Below are 16,706 nucleotides of genomic sequence, written 5' to 3'. Positions count from 1 at the left end.
ACTCTACACGCGATAGTGGGGTTGGAGCAATGCCTGTTTGGTGCGGCTTTGTTGTAACTGCGACAGCCACCAACTGAGCGCATGGCCCAGCGGCTTGCCGTGAGGATTGCGCCATGCAAATTCAACTTGGTTGATGCGTTGCAGTCGGCTGACTTTTTTGGCAACCAAGCGACCGCTGTCCAAATAAGGCTGGGCCATGCTTTCGGGCAAGAAACCACCGCCCAATCCGCGCAATTGGGCTTCCAATTTGCTGGGCATGTCTGGCACTGTCAAAACATCTTGGCCGCCCAAAAGGCCAATGGTGACGCCTTCGCCGCGTTGCACAGAGTCAGCGACGGCCACTGCACGATGTTCTTGCAGGACAGCGTCTGACAGGGGTTCGGGGGCGGTGGCCAAAGGATGGTGGGGCGCAACGGCGTAGACAAATCGCACTTCACCTAAGCTTTCGTGCATCAATTCTGCATGGCTGGCAGGCGTGATTAAAACGCCAATGGCCAGATCGGCTTGGCCTGATTTGAGCGCAGCCAAGGTACCCGACAAAGTTTCGTAACGAATGCGCAATTGAGTGGGCGGCTTGAGGGCTAAAAAAGTTTCGCTCAATTCCATCACTACCGATCTGGCAATGATGCTGTCCACGGCTACTGTGAAGACCGACTCCCAGCCAGTGGCCACGCGTCTCACGCGATTGGCGATGGCATCAACGTCCTGAAGCAAGCGCTGGGCTTCGCGCAACAAGGCTTTGCCTGCCTCGGTGGGCTTGGCTTGGCGGCTGCTGCGATCGAACAACAAGACGTCCAGCGCATCCTCGATTTGCCGAACTCGGTAAGTGAGGGCACTGGGAACCAAGCCTTTCTGCCTGGCTGCCGCTGCAAAGCTGCCAGTTTCCTCGATGGCCAGCAGCATGCTGAGGGCGTCGGGGGTAAGGAGGTCGCGTGCGTTGGCGCTCATGTTTGATGATTCAGTATTTTTGAATGATGACTGCAAATTATGCCAATCTTATTGAAATCATTGCAATTTAAAGTTGCGCTATCTAATTCTCTGAAAGTGAGTCACGCCATGATCCAAATCCGCCGTTCCGCTGAGCGTGGTTATGCCGACCATGGTTGGCTTAAGTCATTCCACAGCTTTTCATTTGCAGGCTACTACGACCCCAACTTCATGGGCTGGGGCAATTTGCGTGTGATCAACGAAGACCGCATTGCGCCTGGCACTGGCTTTGGCACCCACGGCCACAAAGACATGGAAATCATCAGCTATGTGTTGTCGGGCAACTTGGCGCACAAAGACAGCATGGGCAATGTCAAGGGCATTCCACCCGGCGATGTGCAGCGCATGAGTGCAGGCAGGGGCGTGATGCACAGCGAGTTCAATCACGCTGAAGGTGAAACGACGCACTTCTTTCAAATTTGGATTGAGCCCAACGTGATGGGTATCCAGCCAAGCTACGAGCAGAAAACTGTGCCACCCATTAGCAAACGCGGTGCCTTGAAAGTCGTGGCCTCGCCCCAAGGTGAGGGTGATGCGGTGAAGATTTCTGCAGACGCAAGTTTGTACGCGGGTTTGCTAGATGGGGACGAGAAGGCCTCGCTGGCTTTGGATCCCGCACGCAAAGCCTATGTTCACCTCATTCGCGGCGAACTGCAAGTGAATGGACAGGCATTGAAGGGCGGCGACGCAGCCCTCATCCAAGCCGAAACGAATCTTGAACTGACCTATGGCAAAGATGCCGAGGTCTTGGTTTTTGACTTGGCTTCTTAATTCAAGTGAAGCTCTATTTTTAATTTCTTTAGGAGAACTCTCATGGCTAAAACAGTCGTTATTTACCACTCAGGTTACGGTCACACACAGCGCGTTGCGCAATTCGTGGCACAAGGCGCCAATGCCGCATTGATCGCCATCGATGCCGACGGCAACATCACCGATGCCGATTGGGAAACTTTGGACGCAGCTGACGCGATCATCTTTGGCTCACCCACCTACATGGGCATGGCCTCTTGGCAGTTCAAGAAATTTGCAGATGCAACGTCTAAGCGTTGGTTCACCACAGCCTGGAAAGACAAAGTGGCCGGTGGTTTCACCATCTCTGCCAGCCCCAGCGGTGACAAGCTGTCAACCATTCAGTACTTCATCACCTTGGCCATGCAACAAGCCATGGTGTGGGTGGGTCAGCCCTCAATGAACGATGGCACGATCAACCGCATTGGTTCTAACTCGGGTGTGATGGCGCAAGTGGGTCCTACCAGTCCCGCAGAAGACATTCCACAAGGCGACTTGGACACAGCCAAGGCTTATGGCGCGCGTGTGGCGGCTGTGGCCGCCAAGTTGCGTGGGTAATTAAAAGTTAGCGCAAATTTTTGCGCTAACCTTCACGTTGAAAAGCAGTGCAGTCCTAGTGGCTGCACTGCTTTTTATTTGGGGTGCTTTTCAGTGGGCTGGACTGTTTTTAAAGCGACGTCCACCGCGCGTCTTTCATCAAACACAAAGCAGCCGCCGTCGTAGTGCGAGCCGTCGGTCTCTTCAAAGTATTTCAAAATACCACCCTCTAATTGGTAGGTGTGGGGCAGACCGTTTTGCTGCATGAAGATGGCCGCTTTTTCACAGCGAATGCCGCCGGTGCAAAAGCTGATGATGGTTTTGTCTTGCAGTTCTTCTTTGTGCGCCCGAAGGGCATCTGGGAATTCTGTGAACTTGGTCAGGCGCCAGTCAATGGCGCCTTTGAAAGTGCCTTCGTCCACTTCGTAATCATTGCGGGTGTCCAAAATGACCACCGGGCGACCGTTGTCGTCATAACCCTGGTCTAGCCAGCGTTTGGCCGTGGCCGGGGTGACCGCAGGGGCGCGGCCTTCGGCGGGGCGTATGGTGGGGTGGTTCATGCGAATGATCTCGCCTTTGACCTTCACCAGCATCTTTTTAAATGGAACGGTTTCCGACCAGCTTTCCTTGGGGGTGATGTCTGAAAACCTAGGATCTGTGTGCAGTTCCGAGACAAAACCTCTCACAGCCTCGGCAGGACCTGCCAAGAACATGTTGATGCCTTCTTCGGCCAGCAAAATCGTGCCTTTCAGGGCGCGAGCCAAGCAGCGCTCTAGCAGCACGGGGCGTAGTTCTTTGGCATCCAGCAGGGGGACGAACTTGTAGCAGGAAATGTTCAGAATATTGTTCACCCCCGTATTGTAGAAAACATCCGATGCAGCTTCTACAATGGGCCCATGTTTGTTCATTTGCGCCTTCATTCCGAGTTTTCCATTGTCGATTCCACCTGCCGCATTGACGATGTGGTGCAGGCTGCGGCAGACGACCATCAACCCGCTTTGGCCCTCACCGACCTGAGCAATTTGTTTGGTGCCATCAAGTTTTACAAGGCCGCGCGTGGCAAAGGCGTTCAGCCGATTTTGGGCGCCGAAATCTTCTTGGAAGGTTTGGGTGCAGATCCTTTGGCTTTGTCGCGCGTCATGGTGCTGGTGCAAAGTTCGCAAGGTTATTTGAACCTGTCCGAGTTGCTGGCGCGGGCGTGGACGCAGAACATGGTCAAAACCAATGCCGTGGTTAAACTGGCTTGGCTTCAAGAACTTTCTGAAGGTTTGATTCTGTTGTCGGGTGCGCAAGCTGGCCCGGTCGGTCAAGCCTTGGTGCAAGGCGATACATCACGCGCTGCTGAAATTGCGTTGCAGTTGGCCTCTATTTTTACGCACCGTTTTTATTTGGAAATTCAGAGAGCGGGACGACCAGAAGACAATGCCCACGTGGTGGCGGCCGTTAAGTTGGCGGCACGTTTGAGTTTGCCTGTGGTCGCCACCCATCCCGTTCAGTTTTTGGCGCAAGACGATTACGAATCGCACGAAGCACGGGTGTGCATTTCTGAAGGCGAAATTTTGGGCAACCAGCGCCGCGTGCGCAAGTTCACGCGCGATCAATATTTCAAGTCGTCTGCTGAAATGCAAGCCTTGTTTGCCGATGTACCCAGTGCCTTGGCCAATTCGGTTGAAATTGCCAAGCGCTGCAATTTGTCTTTGGTCTTGGGCAAGCCCCAGTTGCCCAATTACCCCACGCCCATCACCGATGGCAAGCCCATGCCCATCGAGGACTATTTCCGTTTGTTGTCGGTGGAAGGCTTGGAAGAGCGCTTGGTGCATCTGTACCCAGATCCTGCCAAACGAGAAGCAGAGCGTCCTCGCTACGCAGAGCGTTTGGAGTTTGAGATCAACACCATTTTGAACATGGGCTTCCCTGGTTACTTCCTGATTGTGGGTGACTTCATCAACTGGGCTAAGAAAAACGGCTGCCCAGTGGGACCCGGTCGTGGTTCAGGTGCAGGTTCTTTGGTCGCTTATTCTTTGAAGATTACCGACCTTGACCCGCTGCAATACAACTTGCTGTTCGAGCGTTTCTTGAACCCAGAGCGGGTGTCCATGCCCGACTTCGACATTGACTTTTGCCAAACCAATCGCGATCGCGTGATTGACTATGTGAAAGACAAATATGGCCGTGATGCCGTCAGTCAAATTGCCACCTTCGGCACCATGGCGGCGCGTGCCGCCATTCGGGACGTGGGTCGTGTGCTCGACATGAGTTACACCTTCTGCGACGGCATCAGCAAACTCATTCCCAACAAGCCAGGGCAGCACATCACCATCGATGGCGCCATCAAGGCCGAACCCATTTTGGCTGAACGCTTAGAAAAAGAAGACGAAGTCAAAACGCTGCTGGCGTTGGCACAAAAATTAGAAGGTATGACCCGCAACGTGGGCATGCACGCGGGTGGTGTTTTGATTGCGCCAGGCAAGCTCACCGATTTTTGTCCTCTTTATCAGCAACCCGGCAGCACGTCTGCTGTGAGTCAGTACGACAAAGACGACGTGGAAGCCATCGGCTTGGTGAAGTTCGACTTCTTGGGCTTGGCAACATTGACCATTTTGGAGTTGGCGCGCGAGATGATCGTCAAGCGCCACAAAGGCCAAGAAAACTTTGCCTTTGAAAACATTCCACTCGACGACACAGCCACCTACAAATTGTTTGCGGACGGTCGCACCGAATCCGTGTTCCAGTTTGAAAGCCGCGGCATGCAGGGCATGCTGAAAGATGCGCGGCCCTCACGCTTGGAAGATTTGATTGCGCTCAACGCCTTGTACCGTCCCGGTCCCATGGATTTGATTCCCAGTTTTGTGGCGCGTAAACACGGCCGTGAAGTGGTGGAGTATCCGCACCCCTTGGTTGAGAAAGTGCTGTCTGAAACCTACGGCATCATGGTGTACCAAGAGCAGGTGATGCAAACCGCGCAGGTCTTGGGTGGTTACAGCTTGGGCGGTGCCGACTTGTTACGCCGCGCCATGGGTAAGAAAAAAGCCGAAGAGATGGCCGAACACCGTGCCATCTTCCGCAAAGGCGCAGAAGCCAATGGTTTGTCGGAAGCCAAAGCCGACGAAGTCTTTGACTTGATGGAAAAGTTTGCGGGTTATGGTTTCAACAAATCACACGCCGCGGCGTATTCATTGTTGGCGTATCACACCGGTTGGTTGAAGGTCCATTTCACGGCGGAATTTTTCTGCGCCAACATGACCATCGAAATGGACGATACCGACAAGCTCAAAGTCTTGTTTGAAGATGCTTTGAAGTTTGGCATGAACTTCGATCCGCCCGATGTCAACCGCGGCACGCACCGTTTCGAGCCCGTGTCCGACAAAGTGATTCGCTATGGCTTGGGCGCCATCAAGGGCACCGGCCAGCAAGCCATTGAGGCCATTGTGAAAGCGCGCGAGGAGGGCGGCCCTTTCACCAGCTTGTTTGACTTCTGTGTGCGCGTTGACCGCAGCCGTTTGAACAAGCGCACCGTGGAAGCTTTGGTCAAGGCGGGTGCTTTTGATTCTTTGCAACGCAATCGTGCTGCACTGGCAGCGTCCATTGACCGTGCTTTCGAGTTCTCCAATGCCACTGTCGCCAATGCCAACCAAGGCGGCTTGTTTGACATGATGGGCGACGATGCGCATGGCTCCAGCACGCAAGAACCCGATTTGGTCGATGTATTGCCTTGGGGTGTCAAAGAGCAACTGACGAACGAAAAAACTGCCGTTGGCTTTTACTTGTCAGGCCATTTGTTTGATGCGGTTGAGCGTGAAGTGCGTTTGTTTGCGAAGCGCAAAATTGACGACCTGATTTACAGCCGCGAGCCGCAATTGTTGGCGGGCATTGTCAGTGACTTGCGCATCATCAATGGCCAACGCGGTAAACTGGCCATCTTTAAGTTGGACGACAAAAGCGCGGTGATGGAGGCAACAGCCGATGAAGCGATGATCAACGCCAATCGCCATTTGCTGAAAGACGACGAGTTGGTCATTGTGATGGCCAAGATGCAACCCGACCGTTTCTCGGGTGGTTACCGTTTGTCGATTCAGCAAGTGTGGGATTTGCCATCAGCCCGATGCCGCTTTGGCAAGTTTTTACGTGTAGCCGTCAATGGCCGCGCGCCTGAGGTGGCCAAGTTGGTGAAAGCCTTCCCGCCGCAACGGGAGATGACAGAGCAGGGCGAGTTGTTACGCGGTCTACCGGTGCGTTTGAAACTAGAGCGCAAAGTCGACAACGTGGCCGCCAGTGCTGAGTTGCTCTTGGGCGAGCAAGCCAAGTTTTTCCCAAGCGATGCAGCCCTTTCCAGCTGGATTGCCCAAGCCGATCAAGGCAAAGCAGAGATCGTCTACGAAATTTAATTGGGGTCAGATCAACATTAATTTCCAATCTAAAGGGCTAAAGGCTAAGGGGGGCTGACAATAAATGGGGTCAGATCAACATTAATTTTCTGCGGTTCAAAGTGAACAATGCGGCGAAAAAATTAATGTTGATCTGACCCCAATTATTGAGCCCCCCTTAGCCTTTAGCCCTTTAGATTGACCAAATTAATGTTGATCTGACCCCAATTAATCTTTGGGGCGGAAGCTGATTTCTAAGACAGGGGGGACCCGGCCGTCTTCGTCGCGGGGGAGGACGGCGGTTTTGTCGATGGCTTTGAGCACAGCTTCATCCCAAGCTTTGTTGCCGCTGCTGGACAACAACTTTCTGCTCAAAATGGTGCCATCTGGTGAGGTTTTGACCTCTACTTCCGCTTTGGGATTGCCCGCCACATCGTCCGTGAAGGTGATGTTTGGTTTGATGCGTGCACGAATGCGGCCTGCATAACTGGCAGAGGGGCCCGAAGATTTCAAGGCTGTGCCCTTGGCGTTTTCATCGCCTGACGCGCCTGCCATGCCTTGCATGCGTTTCAAGTTTTCGCTGCGAAGTGCGGCGGCACGTTTTTCTTCAGCAGCTGCCTTCTTCGCGTCTTCTTTCGCCTTTGCAGCAGCCTCTTCCTTCTTCAAAGCTTCTTCTTTTTTCTTTTTCTCAAGCTCCTTGGCCTTTTCCTTTTCTTTCTCTTTGGCCTTCTCTTTTTCCTTATCGAGCTTCTCTTTCTCAAGCTTCTTTTTCTTCTCTAAGTCGGCCGCTTTTTTCTCTTCGAGTTTCTTCTTTTCTTTTTCTTTTTTCAAGGCAATGTCGGCCGCTTCACGCTCAGCGGCAGCATTCACTTTGGGCGGCGCAGGGACCGGTTTGGGTTCAGGTTTTGGTTCTGCCTTTTGAACAGGCTCAGGCGGCTTGACGGGTTCAGGTGGTGTAGGTTCAGGCTCAATGGCTGCAGGGGCCGCTTCAGCCGGCACCGCCGACCACAATTCAGCCGAAGCCGACAAGGTGTTGGGTTCGGTCTTCCATTGAATGCCCCATGTCAAAGCAGCCAACAGCAGCAAGTGCATGAACAAGGCAAACGACAACGAACGTCCAAAGCCACCCACGGGTGGTGGCGCAAATTCGTTGTATGCAGTGGCGTTCATGGACTTCAAAAATCTAGCAGCTCAAAAGCAAAAGCCAGTTAAGGCGCTAATTGCACCGACAGGCCAACACGCTGAATACCTGCGCGCTGCAAAGTGTCCATCACCTTGACCACCGTTTCGTACTTCACGTTGCGATCGGCGCTGATGACCACGGCCGAGTTGGCCTGACCTGTTTGTGCCATTCGAACCGTATTGGCCAAATTGTCCATGTTGATCTTTTGCGTTTTGCTGTCGTTCACCATCTCCAAGCTGTCGTCCTTTTGAACCACAATTTGAATCACTTGATCGGGCTGCTTGGCCGCTTTGCCAACACTGGGTAAATCCACCATGCTGGGTGTGATCATGGGCGCGGTGACCATGAAAATAATCAGCAGCACCAACATCACATCGATGAAAGGCACCATGTTGATTTCATTGATGGTGCGCCGACCTCGGCCACGTGAAGAAACAGCAGGCATGTGGTAGCTCCCTGAATATCAGTGACCAGAGGCCGAAGGACCTGCACCCGTTGGAATGCTGCCAGAGGCGCCGGTAGAGCCGCCCAAACTTCTTTGCAGAATGTTGGAGAACTCTTCAATGAAGGTTTCGAGTTTGATGGCCACGCGGTCAATGTCGCGCGCAAATCGGTTGTAGGCCACCACGGCAGGGATGGCAGAGAACAAGCCGATGGCCGTCGCCACCAAAGCTTCGGCAATGCCGGGCGCCACAGTGGCCAAAGTTACTTGCTGCATGCTGGCCAAACCTGTGAAGGCATGCATGATGCCCCACACCGTTCCAAACAAACCGACATAGGGGGAAACAGAGCCTACGGAAGCCAAGAAAGCCAATTGAGATTCTGCAACGTCCATCTCTCGTTGGAAGCTGGCACGCATGGCGCGGCGTGCACCGTCGAGCAAAGTGCCAGCATCTGAAATGCGGCGCTCGCGAAGCTTTTGATACTCACGCATGCCACTGGCAAAAATGCGCTCCATCGGACCGGCCAGTTTGGAATTCTGAATGGCCGCTGCAAACAAATCATTCAGGCTGGTGCCCGACCAAAACTGTTGCTCGAATTCTTCGTTCAAAGTTTGGATGCGCTTGATGGCTGTGAGCTTGCGCACAATGGCGGCCCAACTGGCAATGGAGATGGCCATGAGAATGAGCATGACCAACTGCACCACAAAACTGGCATGCAACACGAGTTGGATGATGGACATGTCTTGGTTCATTGAAGTGCTTCCAAAATGGCGGCCGGAATGCGGCCAGGTTTCAAAGTGTTGCTGTCGACCCATCCAATGCGAATGGTGCCTTCGGCCAAAAGTTTGCGTTCGCCGTCAAGGGTCAGCCATGCTTGCTGGGCCAAGACCAAACTGGCGCGACCGGCTTCAGCGGTATGCGCTGTGACTTCTAACAAGTCATCCAAGCGAGCAGGCGAGAAGTATTTGATTTGCGTTTCACTCACCACAAACATGCCGCCGCTTTCTTCTTTCAAAACTTGCTGCTGAATGCCCAATGAGCGCAACCATTCAGTGCGCGCGCGTTCGAAAAACTTGAGATAATTGGCGTAGAAAACAATGCCACCGGCGTCGGTGTCTTCCCAGTAAATGCGAATGGGGAAAACAAAGGGTGTTGTCATGCGCGTGCGCGGCCGGCTTGTCGGTCGGCTTGTACTTCGTGGGGACGTAGCTGCGGTGCCAGACCCTCCAGCACCGCGTTCACATACTTGTGGCCATCGGTGCCGCCAAACTCTTTGGCCAACTCGATGCATTCGTTCAAGCTGACGCGCCAAGGCACATCAAGGCAATGCTTCATCTCGAACACGCCAATCCACATGGCGGCGCGTTCAATGGGTGAGATCTCGGCCATGCTGCGGTCTAGCAAGGGCAGAATTAACTTGTCCAATTCAAGGGCTTGTTCAGCGCAGCCGTACAACAAGGCATCGTAGTGCGCAGAGTCGGCTTTGTGAAAGCCAGACAAGTCTCGCGTGAAGACATCAATGTCAGCGGCTTCGTTTTTGCCCACGATGACTTGGTACAAAGCTTGTAGCGCAAACTCACGTGCGCGACTGCGTGCCGACTTGCTGGCCGATTTGCCAGGCTTGCGGCCAGCGGGTTTGGTGCTGCTCGGTTGCGCGTCGTCGCCAGGAGATGCGTGCTGCTCGCTCATGCCAATTCCTCGTCGTCCAAATCTTCTTCGCCAATCGACAAGTCTTCCATCAGCATCGCCATTTCGACGGCCACGCGCGCGGCATCACGGCCTTTTTCTGTTTGACGTGCAATGGCTTGTTCCAAGTTCTCGGTGGTGAGAATGGCGTTGGCAATTGGCACGTTGTAGTCCAGCGCAATACGGCTGACGCCTGCGCCCGATTCATTGGCCACCAATTCGAAGTGGTAGGTTTCACCGCGAATGATGCAACCTAAAGCGACCAAGGCGTCGTACTCGCCGCGCTCGGCCATGGCTTGCAATGCAATGGGCACTTCCAAAGCACCTGGCACCAACACGTGGTCGATGTCGTGGACGCCTAAGTCTTCCAATTCACGAATGCAGGCCACTGCCAATGCGTTCGTGATGCCTTCGTTGAAGCGCGCCTGCACGATGCCGATGTGCAGCCCCAAGCCGTCTAATTCTTGCTCAATACCTTTGTCTGCGCCTTGCATGATTTATTCCTTAGGGATGTATCCGGTAACTTCCACGCCATAACCCGCCATGCTGGGCATGCGTCGGGGTTGGCCCATCAATTTCATTTTGTGCACACCGCACTCGCGCACAATTTGGATGCCAACACCGTAGGTGCGCAAGTCCATTTTGCTTCGGTTAGGGGCTTGGGCGGAGCGGGCGCGACCTTCAAACTGCGCCAACAATTGCTCGGCGCTTTCGCCGCAGTTGAGCAGCACCGCAACGCCTTGACCTTGCTTGTTGATGTAGTCGAGGCTGTTCTCCAAACTCCAGGAGTGCATGCGGCGACCCACTTCCAATACGTCAAATACCGACAAAGGCTCGTGCACGCGAACGGGCACTTCGGTGTCGACAGACCAAGAACCTTTGACCAAGGCCAAGTGCAGGGACTGACTGGGTTTGTCTTTGAAGGCGTGAACCGTGAATTCGCCGTGCGCTGTTTGCATCACGCGGGAGCCGACGTTTTCAACCAAAGACTCTGTGCGATTGCGGTATTCGATGAGGTCGGCAATGGTTCCAATTTTCAAACCGTGTTCAGCAGCAAAGATTTGCAGATCAGGCAGACGGGCCATGGTGCCATCGTCTTTCATGATTTCGCAAATCACGGAAGAGGGGCTGCAACCGGCCATGGTGCCCAAGTCGCAACCGGCTTCGGTGTGACCTGCACGCATCAACACGCCACCGTCTACTGCTTGCAAAGGAAACACGTGACCGGGTTGAACCAAGTCGGTGGCCTTGGCATTGGCCGCCACGGCGGTTTTGACGGTCAGTGCTCGGTCGGCGGCAGAAATGCCGGTGGTCACACCTTCGGCCGCTTCAATGGACACGGTGAAAGCCGTGCTGTACACGGTGCCGTTGCTGGCTGCCATGGGGGGCAACTTGAGGTGTTCGCAACGCTCACGGGTAAGCGTGAGGCAAATGAGGCCACGGCCAAAGCGCGCCATAAAATTGATGGCCTCTGGCGTGACATGGTCGGAAGCAATCAGCAAATCGCCTTCGTTTTCGCGGTCTTCGTCGTCCACCATGATGACGATGCGACCTGCGCGCAAGTCGGCCACGATGTCTTCAACGGGAGAAATTTGGACAGGCGTCAAGGGTGCGCCAGAATTCGTGCTCATGTCTCTACTTTCAATGTTGCTGGCCAGCCTGAAAGGCAGAAGCCGCGGAGTTGGCTGAGGCGTCGTTGCTGAGCATGCGCTCAACATACCTTGCGATCAAATCGATTTCTAAATTCACAGCGCTGCCTTGTTGCAAAGTACCAAGGGCTGTGTTGTCCACGGTGTGGGGAATGAGGTTGATGCTGAACTCGCAGCCTGCATCTTTGTCAGTCACTTTGTTCACGGTCAGGCTAACGCCATTGACGGTGATCGAGCCTTTGTAGGCCAAGTACTTGCCCATGCCGACAGGGGCTTGAATGCGCAGTTCCCAGCTTTCGCCTACTTGTTCAAAGTGCGTGACGTGGCCAATGCCATCCACATGGCCAGACACGATGTGTCCGCCCAAACGGTCGTGCGCGCGCAAAGCTTTTTCCAAATTGACCTTGCCCATTTTGTCCAAGCCGCAAGTTTTGTCGAGCGATTCGGCGGAGATGTCGATGGTGAATTGGTTGGCCGCCAGATCGAAGGAGGTGACGGTCATGCAGGCGCCATTGATGGCAATGCTGTCACCCAGGCCAACGTCATCCAGGTAGCCCGGAGGCACCTCAAGAGTGAGTCGCTTGCCATGGCTTAAAGAGCTGCCCAGGTCGTGGAGGGCGGCGATACGCCCCACGCCGGTGATGATTCCGGTAAACATGGCGCGTATTTTCGCAGGGATTGGTGCTGTTTAGGGCAGGACCCTGGCCAAAACCCGTAAATCTTTGCCGATTAACTGGGTTTCTGTGAAGGTGAGGGCCACACCCTGTGACAAGTCCTCCAGAGGCCCCCATTGCGCCATGCCTTGGCCGATGCCCAGCATTTGGGGGGCCAGGTACACCAAAAACTCGTCAATGCAGCCTTCTCGAATGAGTGAGCCATTGAGCTTGTGTCCCGCTTCGACGTGAACTTCATTGACTTCGCGTCGCGCCAAATCGCTGATCAGCGCGGCTAAATCGACCTTGCCCTGCGCGTTCGGCAACAGGGTGACATGAGCACCCTGGGCCTCCAGTGCGGCTCTTTTGTCAGCGTTGTCGACCGCGCCATAAATCCAAATTTGACGGGGCGTTTGCGCCAATGGGCCTGTGTGCTGAAACAACTTGGCGTGCAGAGGCGTTTCTAGCCTGCTGTCCACGACGACCAAATGCGGCATTCGGGGCGGTTTTTCCAAATCCTTGCAAAGTCGCAGGTCCAACAGGGGATCGTCTTCTAGAACGGTGCCAATGCCAGTGAGGATGGCGCATGCGCGGGCGCGCCAAGCATGGCCATCGGCGCGTGCCTCGGGCCCGGTGATCCATTGACTTTGACCGTTGGTGAGGGCTGTTTGGCCGTCTAAGGAAGCTGCAATCTTCATTCTCACCCAAGGCTTTTGATGCGTCATTCGGCGCAGAAACCCCGGGTTTTGAACGGCCGCTTGCGCAGCCCCGTCGCCTATTTGGACTTCAATGCCTGCCGCTTGGAGGCGCTCAAAGCCTTTGCCAGCCACCGCGGGGTTGGGGTCGGAGAGTGCTGCCACCACTTTGCCCAATTGGGCATGCACCAGCGCGTCGCAACAAGGGCCGGTGCGGCCCTCGTGTGCACAAGGCTCTAGCGTGACATAGGCTGTGGCGCCTTTGACGGAATGTCCTTTGGACTGAGCGTCTTGCAGGGCCATGATTTCGGCATGCGGACCGCCGGCACGTTGGGTATGACCTTGTCCCAATACCTTGCCCTGCGCATCCACAATGACGCAGCCCACCCGCGGATTGGGCGAGGTGATGCGCATGGCTTGTGCGGCCAAATCGAGCGCCCATTGCATGGGCTGGCTGGGTGGCAGAGAGCTGTTGAGGTGGGCGTCCATGGTTGCAAGGATACGATAAGTTGCTGTCATTTAGCGGCCCACCCACAACGGCGTGCTGGCTCGGCGATGTCGCCACTCAATTTGCATGGCTTGCTGGTCTTCATGCCACGTGACGGCGATGCGCAATTCTTGCAAGTGCGCAGGCGGCATGTCGGCCATCGGAATGCTGATGACTTGCCAAGTACGCACGAAGGCCAAGTCGGGGTGGGTGGCGATGGGATAAAGCAGGTCCTTCGATTGAAACAGGTGTTGGCACGTGGGCGTTTGAACACCCCAGCATTCCGTCAAATCTTGCGCCAAGCCACTGGCCACATCCACATGGCGACTCAGTTGGCTTGCGTTCAATGTGGCCACGCTGAAGCGCACGGCGCCTGCCAAGCCAAACGCCAGCATGGCGCTGGCCATGACCGCTTCCAACACAGTGAAGCCCGCATGAACCTGCCGCGCTTGAATGCTTGGCGGAAGTTTGGCGTCAGTACCCCGCATTTTTCCAAGTTCCAGCCACGCGCTGCACACGCGATGCTTGAACACCCGCAGGCCAGTCGAAATTGAAGGCGGCATGTGCGTTGGTGGTGCCAGTGAGCCCAAGCTGGCCACTAAGCAAAGCCAACTTCAGGTTGGGTGCCAAGCTGGACTCCGCCCCCAACTGCCCCGCAATGATGCCGCTTTGCCAGTTCAACATCTTGCTGGCTTGGCATTGATTTTGAAAGAACACCGTGCCCACCACTTGCGTTGAACTGGCCAGAGAGGGGCAAAGAATGGCGCAGGCCTCTGAGGAAAAAACCAAGACCACGGGGGATGCGGCGGTGCCGATGCTTTGGGTCCAAAGTTGAGGACTGTCAATCCAGTACACGTTGCGCGAAACTTGGCTGTCGGCAGTTAAGCCATTGCGCAACTGAAGCGCAGACAAGGCTTTGACTTGCGACGGTGTCAGTTCGCCAAACACGGATTGCCATGCCAAAGGATTGCACTGTGGGGCATCAGCGCTCAGCACTTGTTCGTTCAAGACAAGGGAGGGGAGTAGGGCGTCAGGCGAGTTAGTCGAGGCATTGACTACCAGGGGTGCGCTGAGTGGAACGTAGACACTTTGCTGCACCGTGGCCCGACTGCCTGCGCCGGGATGCAGTTCATTCAGCTTGGCATCGACCATGACTTGAATGCGGTGGGGTGCATTGCGAACATCGCGGACCATGCGGACCTGCGATGCAGTCTGGTGCGTCCACTCAGGCAAAGGCAATTGGGTCAACGGCCACAGCGTGCACTGCCACTGAGGGGGTGCTTTGCCTGCAGGGCAGTGGATCGCCGCGCTGGACAACCAAATGCGTGCATCAGCTTCGAGGCTGTCTTTGCCGTAGGCTTGCTCTAGATGCGCCAAAGTTGTTTCTAAAAGGGCTTCCGAGTTGGCCAGTGCTTGGGCTGCATGCATTTGCTGATGACTGCGAAGCTTCTCGACATTAACCGCTTGCAAACAGAGCCAGCCCCACAAACCTGTGAGGATCAGCAGCACGGTGCTGGCCCAAAGTGTGGCTAAGCCGCGCTGGTGCATGACGCTGTTGTTGGGCGCGTGCGCGCATGCACATTGCGCATGCGAACATGTCGTTGCCAAGTGGCGGGTACGGGCTCTTGGGTGGCCTGACTCCTTATTTCAAGAGAGAGCAAGTCGCCTTGACTGTTGCTGTCAGCGTCACATTCCCATTGAAAATTAAGCGCCAAAATTTGCAAACTCCGGTTGTCATTCAAGCTGGTCCACACCGCGGGTTGACAAGAGGTTTGTGTTTGCAAAATGGTGCCGTTCAATCGAAAGCCACTGCATTCGTTGTTGTCGCGCAGGGCGTTGTCGTTGCGATTCACAGTGAACAATATTTGATGAGGGCTGATCTGCAGATCTTTGGCTTCACCTTGAAATTGTGCGCGCCGAAGGTCGTGCACCAAGGTGTCCATCAAGGCGCGAAGTTCTTGCTGGGTTTGGCTGCGCTGCACAATGTGCCGATCGCTGCGCCATTGCAATGCAGCCCAGGTACTGGCGGCTGCAAGCAGGCTCAAACCCAAAGTCAGGCCTAAGAGCAGGTTCACCATGGCCAGCACCGCCCTGGATCTGAATTTTGGAGCTTGCTAGTGCGTTGCACAATGCCCTCTGCGTCCCAACGCAAACTGATGACAAGACACGGTTCATCACGCGCTTGCAAGCCAACGGCAGTTGCCTGCAATTCAAAACTTTGTGCGTTGGCGTTTTGCACCTTGAGTGTGTAGTGTCCTGCCGTTGACGTAGCGTTGGGCCAAGACAATTCCGACAAGGTGCTGGCGTATTGCGTGTGCAAACCGCGCCACTGCAATTGACGCAGGTGCAATTGTTCCAATGCGTTGTGGGCATCTTGCCGCCGAGTTTTGAGCCATTGCTGTTCAAGGCTTGGCAATGCAATCCCTAACAAGATGGCCAGCAGCGCGATGCTCAAGACGGATTCAATCAGCGTGAAGCCTTGAAGCTGAGGTTTGTTGCTTGGATGCATGTGTGAAGCATCTCTCAAACGGAAGACGCAAGGCTCACAAGTGCTTGCAGACAACGCGTGATGTGGGGCGATGCAATGGCGCAGCCAACTGTGCAAAGCACCATCCTGCCATGTCACAATTTTCGAATCAAAGAGGCCACAGTTTGCTAGACACGCTGTTTGTACTTTTCATTGTGGTTTTATTGTGTGGTGTGGCGGCTTCCGCCCTGCAGGGCTTGCAAACCAGCGCCCACCTTCAAACCGCTGCACAAGATTTGCACAGTGCCGTTCTAACAAGCAGAACCCAAGCCTTGCGTTTGGAAAAGCGCGTCACGCTGTGTGCAGCGGCCAAAAGTACAACGAGCAACTCGGCACTTGGCAGTGGTAGCACTTTGCTGCGCTGTCATGTGAGCAGCGATGGCCCTTTTGCCAACGTGTGGCGCCAAGGTTGGTTGATGTTTGAGGATGACAACAACAACGGCATTTGGGATGAAGGGGAGCTGCGCTTGGCGCAGCACGAAACTTTGCATCGCACTGTTTCAGCCAGTGGCAATGCCACGGTCAATCGTTTTATCTCGTTTGGTGCGAGTGGCCGCAGTTTGGCTTTGAATAGCGCATTTCAAGCGGGCACCTTAACGGTCTGTGAGCGGCAAACAAAGAACAGCACTGGCTGGCGCGTGGTGGTCAATGCGGTGGGTCGTCCGCGCCTGGAGAAATTGTTGATCGAGGATTGCCCGGGCTAATG

At 54.8% G+C, this 16,706-nt stretch carries 19 protein-coding genes; 4 read left to right on the top strand and 15 right to left on the bottom strand.

What is annotated here, in order from left to right; genetic code table 11:
• Window positions 1-3: 3 nt before the first annotated feature.
• Window positions 4-948, bottom strand: coding sequence for a LysR family transcriptional regulator (locus tag L103DPR2_RS11175; protein ID WP_055361156.1), 945 nt, complete (start codon window positions 946-948; stop codon window positions 4-6).
• A gap of 108 nt (window positions 949-1,056) precedes the next feature.
• Here L103DPR2_RS11175 and L103DPR2_RS11170 point away from each other — a divergent pair, with 108 nt between their 5' ends.
• The gene (locus L103DPR2_RS11170; RefSeq protein WP_055362000.1) at window positions 1,057-1,758 is read left to right on the top strand and encodes a pirin family protein; all 702 of its coding nucleotides are present in this window, start codon (window positions 1,057-1,059) and stop codon (window positions 1,756-1,758) included.
• 42 nt (window positions 1,759-1,800) lie between these two features.
• Window positions 1,801-2,334, top strand: coding sequence for a flavodoxin family protein (locus tag L103DPR2_RS11165; RefSeq protein WP_055361155.1), 534 nt, complete (start codon window positions 1,801-1,803; stop codon window positions 2,332-2,334).
• A 74-nt stretch (window positions 2,335-2,408) separates the two neighbouring features.
• Here L103DPR2_RS11165 and L103DPR2_RS11160 read toward each other — a convergent pair whose 3' ends face one another.
• Window positions 2,409-3,164, bottom strand: a complete 756-nt coding sequence (locus tag L103DPR2_RS11160) for a sulfurtransferase (protein ID WP_055361154.1) — start codon at window positions 3,162-3,164, stop codon at window positions 2,409-2,411.
• A gap of 45 nt (window positions 3,165-3,209) precedes the next feature.
• On the opposite strand from L103DPR2_RS11160, the gene dnaE reads away from it, so the two are divergent.
• A complete protein-coding gene (dnaE, locus tag L103DPR2_RS11155; protein WP_055361153.1) occupies window positions 3,210-6,698 on the top strand; it encodes a DNA polymerase III subunit alpha in 3,489 nt (1,162 codons plus the stop codon).
• 207 nt (window positions 6,699-6,905) lie between these two features.
• Here the strand turns inward: dnaE and tolA are convergent, their stop codons facing one another.
• From tolA to L103DPR2_RS11090, 13 genes are read right to left on the bottom strand one after another with little or no spacing between them, the layout of a single operon-like run.
• Window positions 6,906-7,847: a cell envelope integrity protein TolA gene (tolA, locus tag L103DPR2_RS11150; RefSeq protein WP_055361152.1), complete on the bottom strand. Its 942-nt coding sequence runs from the start codon at window positions 7,845-7,847 to the stop codon at window positions 6,906-6,908.
• 38 nt (window positions 7,848-7,885) lie between these two features.
• A complete protein-coding gene (tolR, locus tag L103DPR2_RS11145; protein ID WP_055361151.1) occupies window positions 7,886-8,305 on the bottom strand; it encodes a protein TolR in 420 nt (139 codons plus the stop codon).
• Between the two features lie 18 nt (window positions 8,306-8,323).
• On the bottom strand, window positions 8,324-9,055 hold the full coding sequence (gene tolQ / locus L103DPR2_RS11140; protein ID WP_055361150.1) for a protein TolQ: 732 nt from the start codon (window positions 9,053-9,055) through the stop codon (window positions 8,324-8,326).
• Complete coding sequence (gene ybgC, locus L103DPR2_RS11135) at window positions 9,052-9,462, bottom strand: tol-pal system-associated acyl-CoA thioesterase (RefSeq protein ID WP_055361149.1); 411 nt, start codon at window positions 9,460-9,462, stop codon at window positions 9,052-9,054. The genes tolQ and ybgC overlap by 4 nt, the downstream gene beginning before the upstream one ends.
• On the bottom strand, window positions 9,459-9,992 hold the full coding sequence (gene nusB / locus L103DPR2_RS11130) for a transcription antitermination factor NusB (RefSeq protein ID WP_055361148.1): 534 nt from the start codon (window positions 9,990-9,992) through the stop codon (window positions 9,459-9,461). The genes ybgC and nusB overlap by 4 nt, the downstream gene beginning before the upstream one ends.
• Complete coding sequence (gene ribH, locus L103DPR2_RS11125) at window positions 9,989-10,483, bottom strand: 6,7-dimethyl-8-ribityllumazine synthase (RefSeq protein ID WP_055361147.1); 495 nt, start codon at window positions 10,481-10,483, stop codon at window positions 9,989-9,991. The genes nusB and ribH overlap by 4 nt, the downstream gene beginning before the upstream one ends.
• Window positions 10,484-10,486: 3 nt before the next feature.
• Window positions 10,487-11,620: a bifunctional 3,4-dihydroxy-2-butanone-4-phosphate synthase/GTP cyclohydrolase II gene (gene ribBA, locus L103DPR2_RS11120; protein WP_055361146.1), complete on the bottom strand. Its 1,134-nt coding sequence runs from the start codon at window positions 11,618-11,620 to the stop codon at window positions 10,487-10,489.
• Window positions 11,621-11,630: 10 nt separating this feature from the next.
• Complete coding sequence (locus tag L103DPR2_RS11115) at window positions 11,631-12,296, bottom strand: riboflavin synthase (RefSeq protein ID WP_055361145.1); 666 nt, start codon at window positions 12,294-12,296, stop codon at window positions 11,631-11,633.
• Window positions 12,297-12,326: 30 nt separating this feature from the next.
• Window positions 12,327-13,475 (bottom strand): bifunctional diaminohydroxyphosphoribosylaminopyrimidine deaminase/5-amino-6-(5-phosphoribosylamino)uracil reductase RibD, encoded by a 1,149-nt coding sequence (gene ribD, locus L103DPR2_RS11110; protein ID WP_055361144.1) that lies wholly within the window; start codon window positions 13,473-13,475, stop codon window positions 12,327-12,329.
• Between the two features lie 30 nt (window positions 13,476-13,505).
• Entirely contained in the window at window positions 13,506-13,961 is a 456-nt protein-coding gene (locus L103DPR2_RS11105) for a hypothetical protein (RefSeq protein WP_055361143.1), read from the bottom strand.
• Window positions 13,948-15,021, bottom strand: a complete 1,074-nt coding sequence (locus L103DPR2_RS11100) for a hypothetical protein (protein WP_055361142.1) — start codon at window positions 15,019-15,021, stop codon at window positions 13,948-13,950. Before L103DPR2_RS11100 ends, L103DPR2_RS11105 begins: the two co-directional genes overlap by 14 nt.
• A complete protein-coding gene (locus L103DPR2_RS11095; protein ID WP_055361141.1) occupies window positions 15,003-15,551 on the bottom strand; it encodes a hypothetical protein in 549 nt (182 codons plus the stop codon). The genes L103DPR2_RS11100 and L103DPR2_RS11095 overlap by 19 nt, the downstream gene beginning before the upstream one ends.
• Window positions 15,545-15,982: a type IV pilin protein gene (locus L103DPR2_RS11090; protein WP_055361140.1), complete on the bottom strand. Its 438-nt coding sequence runs from the start codon at window positions 15,980-15,982 to the stop codon at window positions 15,545-15,547. Before L103DPR2_RS11090 ends, L103DPR2_RS11095 begins: the two co-directional genes overlap by 7 nt.
• 110 nt (window positions 15,983-16,092) lie before the next feature.
• Here L103DPR2_RS11090 and L103DPR2_RS11085 point away from each other — a divergent pair, with 110 nt between their 5' ends.
• Window positions 16,093-16,704, top strand: a complete 612-nt coding sequence (locus L103DPR2_RS11085) for a GspH/FimT family pseudopilin (RefSeq protein WP_156339898.1) — start codon at window positions 16,093-16,095, stop codon at window positions 16,702-16,704.
• Window positions 16,705-16,706: the final 2 nt, after the last annotated feature.

The sequence above is a fragment of the Limnohabitans sp. 103DPR2 genome, from assembly GCF_001412575.1.
Classification (GTDB): Bacteria; Pseudomonadota; Gammaproteobacteria; order Burkholderiales; family Burkholderiaceae_C; genus Limnohabitans_A.
Note: the sequence above shows the minus strand (reverse complement) of the source record. Positions and strands in the feature narration are given on the sequence as shown.